Genomic DNA, 14,229 nt, shown 5'->3' with positions numbered 1-14,229 from the left:
CACGCTAAATTTACCACTTTCAAAATCTGCAACAATAGATTTTTTATACGCTTCAGAAAACTTACGGGATTTCTTAATTAATTTTATAGTTGCTTTCATATAAATTGACTTTAAGTGGTCAACCTATATCAGGGAAGTACATACTTCCTACTTCGGACTTCGGACTTCGGACTTCGGGCTTTTCCAATCCTTCAATCTTTTCAATAAAAAGAAAAGTGCTCAGTAGGCGTACATTTTCAATCAAGAGTCAAGAATCAAGAGTCAAGAAAAATCTATATTCTTTTCTCTATATTCTATATTCTTCTCTTTAACTCATTAACTTTTTTACTTCCTACTTCGGACTTCCGACTCCCGACTTTTTCAATCCTTCAATCCTTCAATCTTTCAATCTTTAACTCATTAACTTTTCACTTTTTGACTCAACAGAAACAAGACCGCTTCGCTACAAGAAAACGACGTAAAAATTAAACTGCAAAAACTAATAATGTACCTTTGCAAAATAAGATGCATTGAATGGTACAGAAAGTTTTACAGTTTCTAAAAAGCTACAATTTTACAAAAGGATTAATAATAAGTACTACCGCTTTTAGCGCTGTTACTTTTTGTTATTTCTTTTTGAATATGACTATTGGAGCAGGCGTTGCATTTGGAGTTTTACTCGCTTCAGCAAGTGATATTCCCGGAAATAAAAAACACCATATTTACGGAATTTTTATTTCTTTATTCCTCGCCGTTCTTAGTTATGTAGTAATTCATCTTACTATTCCGTACCCTCTACTATTAATTCCATCATTGGCTATTTTAGTCTTTCTCAATTCGTATATTTCGGTATATGGTTTTAGAGCTTCTCTCATTGCTTTCTCTGGATTATTAGCGGTCTCTTTGAGCTTTGCCCACCCGCTCACTGGAATTGAAATTTTCTATAATGCACTTTATATTATTTGTGGCGGAATTTGGTATTTATTAATTTCTCTGATTTTTGAAAGTGTAAGAACTAAACAATATAGTGATGAGTTACTTACAGAATGCATGCAGCTTACTGCTGAATATTTAAGCACTCGTGTTGCACTTTTATCTGCTACAGATAGAGAGAATGCCCTAAATAGACAATTACGATTACAGAATGAGTTAAATGAAAAACACGAAACACTAAGAACTATTTTATTAAGGCAACGGCAGCGTTCTGGCTCTATGAAATCCAAACGCCAGCAGTTACTTCTTTTTATTGAACTTATAGACATTTTAGAGTTTGCCGTTGCAAATCCGCTTAACTATCAAAAATTTGATAATAGTAGTGATGCTTTTAAAAAGGTTGCTGTAGAAATAGCTACCACTATGGAAGCCGTAGCAAATAGACTTATAGAAATTTCCAACCACCGATTAAAAGGTAGAAAAATTTCTGAAAGCACAACAATTTCAAAACAATTAGAAGTTTCTAATGAAAAGATTGAAGAGCTAAAACTTCAATTAGACCTTAAAAAAAATAGAGAAGAGATATTAATCCTCAGAAATTTATACGACTATACAGAACGGCAGTTTCATAAAGTAAACACTATTGAGAATATTGTAAATAATAACTTGCATAACGAAATCTCTATTCTTAAAAGAACAGACCGCCTAAAATTTATTACCACACAAGATTATAGCTACAAAATACTGCTTGAAAACCTCACATTAAAATCGCCCATTTTCAAACATTCGTTGCGCTTGGTTGTAACAGTTTTAATTGGTTACACTATCGGAAGTTTTTTCGAACTCCAAAATGCATATTGGATTTTACTAACCATTATTGTTATTATGCGTCCTGGATATGTGCTTACCAAAGAACGATCACAACAACGTATTATTGGAACTTTAATTGGTGGCGCTATTGCAGTTGGAATTGTTTTGCTCACCAATAATTTAGGGGTTTACATTGCTGTTACTTTTGTTGCAATGACGCTATCCTTTACTTTTATTCAGCAAAACTATAAAGCATCGGCTGTATTTATTACACTTACCATTGTATTTGTTTATGCCATGCTATCTCCAGATGCTCTCACCATTATCAAATTTAGAGTTATTGATACGCTTATTGGGGCTATTATAGCAAGCATTACAAACTTAATTTTATGGCCGTCTTGGGAGAGCGAGAATATTACTAATTTAATTACTGATGCTGTTACCACCAATAAAAAATATTTACAAGAAGTAAAACACCTCTATCACGACAAAGAAACCGTAAAAACACCTTATAAAATTTCTAGAAAACATGCTTTTATTGCTATCGGGAATTTACATGCTGGCTTCCAAAGAATGACACAAGAACCAAAATGGAAACAGCAAAATTTAAATAAATTATATGAAATTGTAGTAACTCAAAACACGCTCTTATCTGCAACAGCATCATTGGGAACTTATATTCAAATTCATCATACCACAGATGCTTCCAAATATTTTGATGCTTATATGACCGCTATAGACAATCAATTAGCATGCAGTGAAGCTACCTTAAAAAATGAAACTTTTACAGAAATAGAAACCCTTAATTTAGAAGAAACTAAAAATTACCTCCAACAAGTTTTTGAAAGTTTATCGCAAAAAAGAAATAGTGAAATTGATGCAGGAATGCTAGAAATCAATTCCGAATTGAGAGAACAATTAAAAGAGGTTCGAATAATTTCTGAGCAACTTGAATGGCTCCATAATTTATCAAAAAACCTCCATACTGCTATTAATGGGTATATAGAGAGGGTTGAAAATTTGTAGAGTGGAAATGAGGAAGTAAAAAAGTCGGGAGACAGAAGGCAGTATTCAGTAGGCAGTTTTTCTTTGTAACATCATAACTCCATAACAGCATAACTTTTTAACTCAAAGATGCACAGCATGAGGCAGTAAGCATTAGGCGGTAGGCAGTTCAGTAGGCAAGGTAGTTTTTTCTTTGTAACATCGTAACTCCATAACAGCATAACTTTTTAACTCAAAGATGCAAAGGGCAGTAAGCATTAGGCGATAGGCGGTAGGCAGTTCAGTAGGCAAGGCAGTTTTTTTCTTTGTAACATCATAACTCCATAACAGCATAACTTTTTAACTCAAAGATGCAAAGGGACAAAGAGACAAAGTTGTAAATGTGTCAATTTGAAGATCTGGAAATGTGGATGTAAAAAAGTTGGGAGACCGAAGTCGGGAGACAGTAGGCAGTGTTCAGTAGGCAGTTTTTTCTTTGTAACATCATAACTCCATAACAGCATAACTTTTTGACTCAAAGATGTAAATGTGTTAATTTGAAGATTTGGAAATGTGGAAGTAAAAAAGTCGGAAGACAGTTTTTTCTTTGTAACATCGTAACTCCATAACAGCATAACTTTTTAACTCAAAGTGGCAAAGGGACAAAGTTGTGATTGTGTAAATTTTCAAATTCTTTAATCTTCCGACTTCGGACTTCGGACTTTTTCAATCAAGAATCAGGAATCAAGAGTCAAGAATGCAAAAAACCTATATTCTCTTCTCTTTATTCTTATTTCTTTCCAACTTCCGACTTCAGGCTTCGGACTTCGGACTTTTTCAATCAAGAATCAGGAATCAAGAATGCAAAAAATCTATATTCTCTTCTCTTTATTCTTGTTTCCTTCCAACTTCCGACTTCGGGCTTCGGACTTCAGACTTTTTCAATCAGGAATCAAGAGTCAAGAATACAAAAAGCCTATATTCTCTTCTCTATATTCTATATTCTTCTCTTTAACTCATTAACTTTTTTACTTCCTACTTCGGACATCCGACTCCTCCTACAAATCAAATTTATAAGCTGCTCCTGCTAAGATTTGAAATCCTTGTACAGGATAATTTACTAATCTATCGTATTGTGAGCCAGTTATATTATTTGCTTTAATAAAAGCAGACCACTGCTCTGTAATATCATAACCGATATTTGCATTTAAATCAAAATACCCATCTAAATTCCTAACTATAGGGCCTTCAGAAGGAAGTAAATTTGGCGAATTAATATAATCTTTTCTTTCTCCTATATAAAAAGCATTTACTCCAGCCGACCATTTTCCTTTAGCATAGTTTCCAAATAAGGATCCTTTAATTGTAGGTAAATTCCATGCCTCAGCTTCATCATCTGTAGAATAATCTGAAAATTGTCCATTAATCCCTAGGGTAAAATCGCGCGTTAAATCCACATTTATTTCACCAAAAACAGAAATAGTAGTAACATCATCATAAACCACTTCAAAAGAATTTCCAAAAGCATACCCCTCATCATTCACAATTCCGCTATCTGAACCTGTATTGTACGAGTTTGAACGATATAAATATTTATTATTTTCTTTGATATAAGACCCCTTGATATTATAACCAACATTAGGCAAAAAACGCCCTTTTAAACCAGCAAAACCATTGTACTTCTGGTCGGTTGGTATCATATTTATTGTTGGAGAAACATATGGATTCTCCTGAGCATACTCGTAATACGAATTCTGTTTCAAATCTCCTTTAATACCTCCATATGCCGCAACATATTCTTCCACAATGTCATAGGAAACATCTACTTCAGGATAGAAAAACACATCTCCATCACTATTTTCAAGATCCTGATTATAATAAACAGAGGCTCCTAAATTAATTGCCAATCTATCGGTTAAAATCTGAATGCTTGGTGTAACACCCCCAAATATATTACTGTAATTAATCTCGTCTGTATTTGCGTATTGACGATCAAAATTTCCTCCTACATAATCTACCTCTACATCCAAACTGAGTAGCTCCTCTCCTACTGGAAATTGAAATTTAGGTTTTAAAACTGCCCTGTTTTCTCCAGAGCTAAATCCATCCCAAAAACGACGGTAATAGATTTCTCCTCCTGTAAAATAAGAATCCACAAAATCCATATTCGCTCCTACAAATCCTGTATAATAGCTCTGTTTTTCGTCGATACTATTAATTTGAGTTTCGCTATATACCCCTTGCGGAATTCCGTACCAATTATAGATTTGATGTTTAAAGCCTCCATTTACACCCCAACTCATATAACGATCTCGCTGACGATAATACGCTTCTAAGGAAGTATTATAAAACTTATCATCTAAAACTACATTATCAATTCCTCCTTGAGAAGAATGATGATTCAACATCACATCTAAACTTTCGTCTCTACTAAAATCGTGACTCGTATAAAAGTCTAATTTAGCAGAATTGTAATTCCCAAGACCAAGCGATAAATACGAATTATACAAACGCTCTTTTACAGCTTTTTGAAGCCCCGTAGCCTTCCCCTTTGCAGGTGTAAAAGTAGAAGCTACTGGTACCGAAAAGATGTTATAAATAATTGTTTTTTTTGCAGTAGTTATAGAATCGTTTAGCGAAGGTTTTTCCTGAATTTTATTAGCATCAGAAATTGTTGGCGTATATGGTTTTACAACATTTACAACCTGTGTTCCTATGTTTTCATCTTGCTTTTCATCAGTTTCCTTTTCCTGCGCCATCACAGTATAACTGCTTGATAAAATGAGAAGTGCACTTATTATTAAATTCTTGCGCATTGTATGTCGTTGTATGTTATTATCTTTTTTTATTTGAATAGTTTGCATAAATCCTTACTTAATTTTGATTAGGATTAACAGAAGAGTTTCTTTCAGATTCCTTAGCTTTCATAATAGAAAGTTGTGTTTTTGCCTCTTCCACAATTGCTGGATATTGCGAAAAATTATCAATTACACTTTGCAAAATATAGGTTGCCTGAAAAGCATCGTCCATAGCAAAGAAATTCTTTGCCATAATAATTAAACCTTTTCCTCCTGTTTCTTTATACGCAGAGTAATCTTTTGCTAAACGCTGAGCCGACGCATTTGATGCCTCGTAATTTTTTTCTTTGTTTTTAAAATAAGCATCGTAATACAGTGCTTCCGCAGCTAATTCTCCTGTTGCTATTTTTTGAACTTCAGCATATGCCTTTTTCGCTTTTGTTTCATCTCCTGTAGCAATAGCAGAACGTGCAATCATGGTATAAGCATCACTTTTTATTCTATCATCTACTTTTGAAGTATTCAATACTTTTTCAGCATATGTAATAGTTTGCGGATAATTTTTCAGCTCATAACTCGCTTTCATAATATTAGATTGGGCAAAAATGATATTCTGCTGAAAATCTGCTCCTTCTTCTAATGTTTTTAATACGGAAATTGCTTTGTTATAATTTTTGTTTTCTAAATAAATCTCTCCTGCTCTAACGTAGGCTTCTTCTGAAAATTCATTTCGCTTTTCATTCACTATATATTCATAATGAGATAATGCCTTTTGTTTATCTCCGCTTTTGTAATAAAGTTGCGCTAGATAAAAATGCGACTTCAAAGCATTGGAACCCTGAGGGAATTCATTTAAATAATTTTCAAAACCTTTAATTGCTGAAGTAGATTTATTCTGAACATACTGGCGCTCGGCAGATTCAAAAGAAGCACTTTCCAATTCGCTCTCTGTTACATTTACAAAACCTAAACCTTTAACCCAAGAAGCATATTCTCCAACGCGACCTTCATCTACATAAACCTGTTTTGCCGTACTTACCGCCTGAAGTGCTTCTGGAGTGTTTGGATAGGTATTTACAACCGCTTTAAATTTTGATAAAGCCTTTTCATTCTGACCGCCATTATAATAAACTAAACCTTCTTTTAGCATTGCTTTTGGCACAAAAGAACTCATTCGGTACTCCGATGCTAATTTTGCATATGCTTCAATTCCCTTTTCTGTTTGGTTGCTATTTATAAAGGTATTTCCTAACTCATAATACGCATCATCTCTTAATGGAGAAGTTGGAAATTGATTCACAAACGCCTGTAATTCGCTTATCTTTTTCTCATTTCTATCTACAAAACCATAGCTTATAGCTTTTTGAAAATGCGCATAATCTGCATCTGCTCCGCCAAGTTCAATAGCTTTATTGTACGCTTCCATTGCTGGCCAATATTGACTATCGGCAAATTGACTATCGGCAAGTCGTAAGTAACTATCCTTTATTCTAGCTACATCTTCACTATTAGCATTAATATACTTTTTAAAATGAGTAGCGGCATTGCTATAATCTTTCTGTTTAAAATAAGTATATGCCAAATTATAGTTTAAATTCTTGTATTCTGGAGTCTGCAATGCCATTGTAGACTGTTCAAACTGCTTAAATCCTATAACCGCTTCCTCATAATTTTCTAACAAATAATCTACTTCTGCATTCCAAAAAGTAGCTCTCGCAGTAAAAAGTGGATCTTGTTGCTCTTTCTTAGATTTGCCAAAATATTCTTTTGCCTCTGTATAATTCCCTTCATTAAAAAGCTCTAATCCACGGTAAAACGCAACTTTCTGGTAGGTAGTTTTAGAACTGTAATTTTTATTACTTTCAAGCAATTCTAAAGCAGCATCATAATTTTTTGATGTAATGTAAGAATCCACTAATAGCTCTTGTATCTCTTGAGTATTTTCACTCTTTGGATATTCCTTTAAATAATTAGTAAGCACTAAAGGTGCGCTTTGATATGGATTCCCTATTTCATAACTCAACCGTGCATAATTTAAAAATGCATCTTTTTTAATCTGCTCATCATAAGGCATTTGAGAGGCATTTCTAAACGCATTTAATGCTTGTTGTTTCTTATCAGTCTTTAAATAACATTCCCCTAAATGGTAATATGCATTTTGCGCTACGGAATTACTTCCTTCTACAATTTTATTAAACTGATTAATAGCCAATTCATATTCTCCTTGCTTATAATAGGCATATCCTAGCTGATAAAAATCGGTGTTATTCCATTTACCGTTTTTCCCCTGATATTCTTTTAAGTATGGAATAGCGGCTTCATATTCTTTTTTATTGAAGTAACTCTCTCCAATAATTTTGTTTAATTCTGAAGCTTCATTTCTATCGGCGGTTGCCAACTGTTCTTTTCCTAAAGCAATAGCCTCATCAAATTTTCCAAGTTTAAAATTCATATCCGCTTGGTAATACGACAAATTCTTATTGAGCGCTTGGTCTCCAGATACTTGATCAAAATATTGATTAGCCTCATTATAATCATCGCCTTGATATGCCATATATCCAATATAATATTTGGCTTGAGAACCATACTTTTGAGAATTAGAAACCCGCTCTAAATATTCTCTAGCAGGGGCATATTTTTTTGCCACAAAAAGCGAATATCCTTTTTTAAAGTTAAATTCGTCTCGCTCTGCATTACTCATTGATTGCTCTTCAGCAAGATCATACCAACGCAGTGCATTAGAATATTTAGCCTGATTAAAATAATAATCGGCCACATCCATGTATGCAGAATTACGCTTTGTAGATGTAGGATAATTAGTTACAAATTCCTCCATCAACCTATCTGCTCCTAATTGATTTGTCCGAATGGCAGCATTGGCAATATAGTAAGCCGAGTTAGCCTCCGTTTCTTCATCAACAGTAGTTCTTTTTACATTTTGAAAAATTACCTGAGCGGTTTGATATTGTTTCTTATTATATAAATCTATAGCTTCATGATAATCCTTTTCGTTATACGTATAAACTTTCGATTCTTGTGCGTAAGAAAATGTACTTCCAAGTACAAAAAGCACGGCAAATCCTTTATTGGTTAGATTCATAAAAATTAGTTTAATCCCTTAAATCGGTTTAAGCAGCCAACAACAGTGTTGTTACTTGTTATTTTTTAATTTGTCTTTCTCCCTCAAAAACTCAGTTTGAGGAGATCCATCCCTTTAGTCAAAAATACATGAATGAACCTATTTATAACGCAGATTTTTTGTTATAATTATCCTAAAGGAAGAAATTATGCTTACAAGCTTTTTTCAGGAACTTTCTTACATTACTTATTAGATCTTTTAGCTATTCAATCAAAATAATTTAAGACTTGAACCGATAAAAATTACATATTATATTTACCTTTACACGAAGTTTTTCTTAATCAATTAACCTAAAAGGTAAGCTTTAAGGGTGTCAAAAGAAATAACTCAATCAATTTCAGCGTAAGTGTTGAAGCATTGCATCTCGATTATCGAGGATAACAAATATTAATTCTGAGAACTTAAAATATGAGTGAAGTAATTTTAGAGCTAAGAGACGTTGCTATTTATCAAAAAGAAAATTTGGTTTTAAGTGAAATCAATCTTAGTATTTCAGAAGGAGAATTTGTTTACTTAATCGGGAAAACTGGGAGTGGGAAAAGTAGTTTTATGAAAACACTTTATGGAGATCTTCCGCTAACCCAAGGGTCGGGAAACATTGTTGAATACGACCTTCGCACTTTAAAAGAAAAAGACATTCCTTTTTTAAGAAGAAAATTAGGAATTGTTTTTCAAGATTTTAAATTACTTCCAGACAGAACTATCAACGATAATTTATTATTTGTACTGAAAGCTACTGGATGGACAGATAAAAATAAAATAACTTCTAGAATAGACGAAGTCCTTACCAAAGTAGGAATGGCTACAAAAGGCTTTAAATTCCCGCATCAATTATCTGGAGGTGAGCAACAACGTGTAGCTATAGCAAGGGCTTTGCTAAACGACCCAGAGCTTATCCTTGCCGACGAGCCTACTGGAAACTTAGATCCGCAAACCAGTGTTGAAGTAATGAAGGTTCTACAGGATATCAATAAAAATGGACGAACTATTTTAATGGCTACCCACGATTATGCACTGCTCTTAAAATTCCCTTCTAAAACACTAAAATGCGACGGTAGCAAGGTATTTGAAGTAGTACAGAAGAATGTATAGTTATTAAGTCGGAAGTTTGTAAAGTAAAAAGTTAATGAGTTAAAGGAGACAAGAATAAAGAATCAAGATTTTTATTGTTTCTGGGGAAAAGTTACGTTGTTACTAACAAAAAACTGCATACTAAACACTGTTTACTGTTACTGCCAACTGAACACTACAAATCAACTTTTCACCTTCCTAACAAATAAATAATAGAAATTAACCCCTAAAATAGCTGCATTTGTAATAATTATTGGAATAGAAGGCAACATAATCCCATAGATTACAAAAAAAATACATCCTATAGAATTTACTATTCTGAGTTTGGTTATTTCTTTCATAAAAAAAGAAAGTAATATCCCTAATGAAGCCACATAACCTATTAATTCTGTGATAGATGTATCTATAAATTCCATATCTAATTTAACAAATTATTCCCCCTTTTACCTAATAAGCTAAAGACACATACTTTAACTTTTTATAATAAATATACCTTAAAAGTAGATTTATTTTTACAAAATATTCAAAAAACATGGAATAATTCTAACAATCTATTATTTTTACATCAAAAGCTATCATAATAAGAAAAATATAATAGATGGAAATTTTAGGTATAGACATTGGTGCATCTGGAATGAAAGGAGCCATTGTAGACATAGAAAAAGGCGAATTATTAACGGAGCGTTTCCGAATAGAAACTCCAAGGCCAGCCACCCCTGGCGCTATGGCTGCCGTAATAAAAAAGATTGTTGCTCATTTTAAATGGAACGGACCAGTAGGTTGCGGCTTCCCTACAGCTATTAAAAATGGTGTAGCTCTTACTGAAAGTAATCTACACAAGAAATGGGTAGGCGTAAATGCTGAAGAATTATTTGAAAACGAAACAGGACTCCCGTTTATAGTTGCCAATGATGCTGATGTGGCTGGAATTGCCGAAATGAATTTTGGTGCTGGAAAAGGTAAAAAAGGATTCGTTCTAATTATTACGGTAGGAACTGGCTTGGGGTGTGGTGCATTTTACAACGGACAATTAATTCCGAATTTTGAACTAGGACAGATGTACTACAAAAAATATAAAAATGTAGAAAAATATGCTGCCAACTCTGTTCGAAAGAATAAAAACATGAGTTTTAAAAAATGGGGTAAGCGTTTTAATAAATTCTTAAACTATGTTGATTTAATTCTTTGTCCTGATTTATTTATTATTGGCGGCGGAGGAAGTAAATATTTTGAAGAATTTGAAGAATATTTAGACATGAAAGTCCCTACTATTCAAGCTGAAACATTAAACGAAGCTGGAATTATTGGTGCCGCTTATGCAGCTAAAGAATTGGCTACTGAAAAATCTCAATAAACTGACTAAAGCAGCTATATGTTTTCAAAAAGCTTCTCGAAGTTTTATCTTCTTGATACTAAATACCTTTTTACAAAGTCAGAAAAACATTAAAGTATCATTCTAAAACAACAAAAAGCGGATAAAGATTTAATCTCTATCCGCTTCTTTATATAAATTTTTCGCTTTGCGAATTATCCTATTTGTTTTCCAAAACGCTTACGATCTGTTTCTTTTAAATAAATCTTACGGATACGCATAGTTTTTGGAGTTACCTCAACATACTCATCTTTTTGAATGTATTCTAAAGCTTCTTCCAAAGAGAATTTTATTGCAGGAACAATTTTCGCTTTATCATCTGCTCCAGAAGAACGTACGTTAGATAATTTTTTAGTCTTAGTAATATTAACGGTCATATCATCACTACGAGAGTTTTCACCTACAACCTGTCCTTCATAAATTTCCTCATTTGGATCTACAAAGAATTTCCCTCTATCTTGTAATTTATCAATAGAATAAGGAATTGCTTTTCCATTCTCCATAGAAATCAAAGACCCATTATTTCTTCCAGGAATTTCCCCTTTATATGGTTGATATTCTAAGAAACGGTGATTCATAATAGCCTCTCCAGCAGTAGCAGTAAGCAATTGGTTACGTAACCCAATAATACCTCTTGAAGGAATATTAAATACAATATTCATTCGGTCTCCTTTAGGTTCCATACTTAACATTTCCCCTTTACGAAGCGTTACCATTTCTACAGCTTTTCCAGAAACACTTTCTGGTAAATCTATAGTCAACTCTTCAATTGGCTCACATTTTGCACCATCAATTTCCTTGATAATAACCTGTGGCTGACCAATTTGCAGCTCATAACCTTCTCTACGCATGGTTTCAATCAAAACTGAAAGGTGTAATACCCCACGCCCGAAAACTAAGAATTTATCCGCACTATCAGTTTCATTAACTCTAAGCGCTAAGTTCTTTTCTAATTCCTTATTTAAACGATCTTTAATATGACGAGATGTTACAAATTTACCATCTTTCCCAAAGAAAGGAGAGTCGTTAATTGTAAACAACATACTCATTGTAGGCTCATCAATAGCAATGGTTTTTAAACCTTCAGGGTTTTCAAAATCGGCTACAGTATCTCCAATTTCAAAACCTTCTAATCCAACAATTGCACAGATATCTCCTGTTTGTATTTCGTCTACTTTTATACGTCCAAGACCTTCAAAAACATGAAGTTCTTTAATTTTATTTTTCACTACAGAACCATCACGTTTTACCAACGAAATGTTTTGCCCTGCTTTTAATTCTCCTCTAGTTAAACGCCCAATAGCAATACGCCCAGTAAAGCTAGAGAAATCTAGAGATGTAATAAGCATTTGCGTATTTCCTTCTGGTAATTTTGGAGCTGGGATATGCTCAATAACCATATCCAACAATGGCTCTATGTTTTCTGTTTGATTTTTCCAATCGGTACTCATCCAGTTATTTTTAGCTGAACCATAAACCGTTGGGAAATCTAACTGCCACTCCTCTGCCCCTAATTCGAACATTAGATCGAATACTTTTTCATGAACTTCTTCTGGCGTACAGTTTTCTTTATCTACTTTATTAACAACCACACATGGCTTTAAGCCTAAATCGATTGCTTTTTGTAGTACAAAACGCGTTTGCGGCATTGGCCCTTCAAAAGCATCTACTAAAAGTAAAACCCCATCGGCCATATTTAAAACACGCTCTACCTCACCACCAAAATCGGCGTGACCAGGAGTATCGATAATATTAATTTTTGTGTCCTTATAAATAACAGATACATTTTTAGACGTAATGGTAATTCCACGCTCACGCTCTAAATCGTTATTATCAAGAATTAAATCTCCTGTATTTTCGTTTTCACGAAATAACTGACAGTGATACATTATTTTATCAACCAACGTAGTTTTTCCGTGGTCAACGTGCGCAATAATTGCTATGTTTTTAATAGAAGTCATATTATACCCTCGCTTTTAAGGGCGCAAAGGTAATGTATATTTATTTTAGATGAAGCATAAAATCAAAAATATTTAATTATTTGATTATTAACTCATTACAATCGTTTTAACAAATTCCCATCGTATCTATAACCAGCAAAGTATCAATGCTTTATTCTAAATAAAGAGAATCTCATTAATCTTTAATTAATCAGCAAACAAATTATTTCATAAAAGAGTATCTTTGTTTTATAATTCTTATTGAAATGAAACATCCATGTCTAAATTTTAGACACACATTGAAATGATTATTTGGATGTTCCATGTGACCGTTAAAAACAATAAAATAAACACATGAAATTAGAGAACATTCCACAGATAAAACATATAAATAGCAACAATTTCTTTTTATTGGCAGGTCCATGTGCTATTGAAGGAGAAGAAATGGCAATGCGAATTGCAGAAAAAGCAGTTGCTATTACCGATAAACTCCAAATTCCATACGTTTTTAAAGGAAGTTTCAAAAAAGCTAATCGTAGTCGTATTGACTCTTTCACGGGAATTGGCGATGAAAAAGCACTTAAAATACTAAGAAAAGTTTCTGAAACTTTTAATGTGCCCACAGTTACAGATATTCATGAAATAAGTGATGCTGAAATGGCCGCCGAATATGTGGATGTTTTACAAATTCCAGCTTTTTTAGTGCGCCAAACCGATTTGGTAGTTGCTGCTGCCAATACAGGAAAAACCATCAACTTAAAAAAAGGACAATTTATGAGTCCTGAAAGCATGCAGCATGCCGTACAAAAAGTATTAGATTGCGGCAATGAACAAGCTGTAATTACAGACCGCGGAACTATGTTTGGATACCAAGACATGATTGTAGATTTTAGAGGCATCCCAACCATGAAACAATATGCGCCTGTTGTATTAGATGTTACACACTCTCTACAACAACCTAACCAAAGCAGTGGCGTAACAGGAGGACGTCCAGAAATGATTGGAACTATTGCAAAAGCTGGAATTGCAGCAGGTGTAAATGGTTTATTTATGGAAACTCATTTTGACCCTGCAAATGCAAAAAGTGACGGAGCAAATATGCTCCATTTAGACTTACTAGAAAACCTCTTAAATCAATTAGTTGCTATTAGACAGACCATAAATAATTTTTAAAATAATAGTATATTTAACTTGAAATAGAAT

8 protein-coding genes are annotated in these 14,229 nt (G+C 33.5%); 4 read left to right on the top strand and 4 right to left on the bottom strand.

The window, feature by feature from the left end:
- Positions 1 to 513 precede the first annotated feature (513 nt).
- Positions 514 to 2,748 (top strand): FUSC family protein, encoded by a 2,235-nt coding sequence (locus AC13CQ_RS01740; RefSeq protein WP_456865557.1) that lies wholly within the window; start codon positions 514 to 516, stop codon positions 2,746 to 2,748.
- A gap of 1,016 nt (positions 2,749 to 3,764) precedes the next feature.
- Here AC13CQ_RS01740 and AC13CQ_RS01735 read toward each other — a convergent pair.
- Positions 3,765 to 5,570, bottom strand: coding sequence for a TonB-dependent receptor (locus tag AC13CQ_RS01735; RefSeq protein ID WP_474507166.1), 1,806 nt, complete (start codon positions 5,568 to 5,570; stop codon positions 3,765 to 3,767).
- A gap of 10 nt (positions 5,571 to 5,580) precedes the next feature.
- Positions 5,581 to 8,604, bottom strand: a complete 3,024-nt coding sequence (locus AC13CQ_RS01730) for a tetratricopeptide repeat protein (RefSeq protein ID WP_474507165.1) — start codon at positions 8,602 to 8,604, stop codon at positions 5,581 to 5,583.
- Positions 8,605 to 9,051: 447 nt separating this feature from the next.
- On the opposite strand from AC13CQ_RS01730, the gene AC13CQ_RS01725 reads away from it, so the two are divergent.
- Entirely contained in the window at positions 9,052 to 9,735 is a 684-nt protein-coding gene (locus tag AC13CQ_RS01725) for a cell division ATP-binding protein FtsE (protein ID WP_008612492.1), read from the top strand.
- 161 nt (positions 9,736 to 9,896) lie between these two features.
- Here the strand turns inward: AC13CQ_RS01725 and AC13CQ_RS01720 are convergent, their stop codons facing one another.
- A complete protein-coding gene (locus tag AC13CQ_RS01720) occupies positions 9,897 to 10,130 on the bottom strand; it encodes a YgjV family protein (RefSeq protein ID WP_335589016.1) in 234 nt (77 codons plus the stop codon).
- Between the two features lie 182 nt (positions 10,131 to 10,312).
- Between AC13CQ_RS01720 and ppgK the strand changes: the two genes are divergently transcribed.
- Positions 10,313 to 11,068 (top strand): polyphosphate--glucose phosphotransferase, encoded by a 756-nt coding sequence (ppgK, locus tag AC13CQ_RS01715; protein ID WP_008612490.1) that lies wholly within the window; start codon positions 10,313 to 10,315, stop codon positions 11,066 to 11,068.
- Between the two features lie 173 nt (positions 11,069 to 11,241).
- Here ppgK and typA read toward each other — a convergent pair whose 3' ends face one another.
- A complete protein-coding gene (gene typA, locus AC13CQ_RS01710) occupies positions 11,242 to 13,047 on the bottom strand; it encodes a translational GTPase TypA (RefSeq protein WP_008612489.1) in 1,806 nt (601 codons plus the stop codon).
- Positions 13,048 to 13,380: 333 nt separating this feature from the next.
- On the opposite strand from typA, the gene kdsA reads away from it, so the two are divergent.
- Positions 13,381 to 14,199, top strand: a complete 819-nt coding sequence (gene kdsA / locus AC13CQ_RS01705; protein ID WP_335588673.1) for a 3-deoxy-8-phosphooctulonate synthase — start codon at positions 13,381 to 13,383, stop codon at positions 14,197 to 14,199.
- Positions 14,200 to 14,229: the final 30 nt, after the last annotated feature.

Source organism: Galbibacter sp. L-19 (assembly GCF_056857615.1).
The sequence above is the reverse complement of the archived record's forward strand: the minus strand, read 5'-3'. Positions and strand labels throughout refer to the sequence as shown.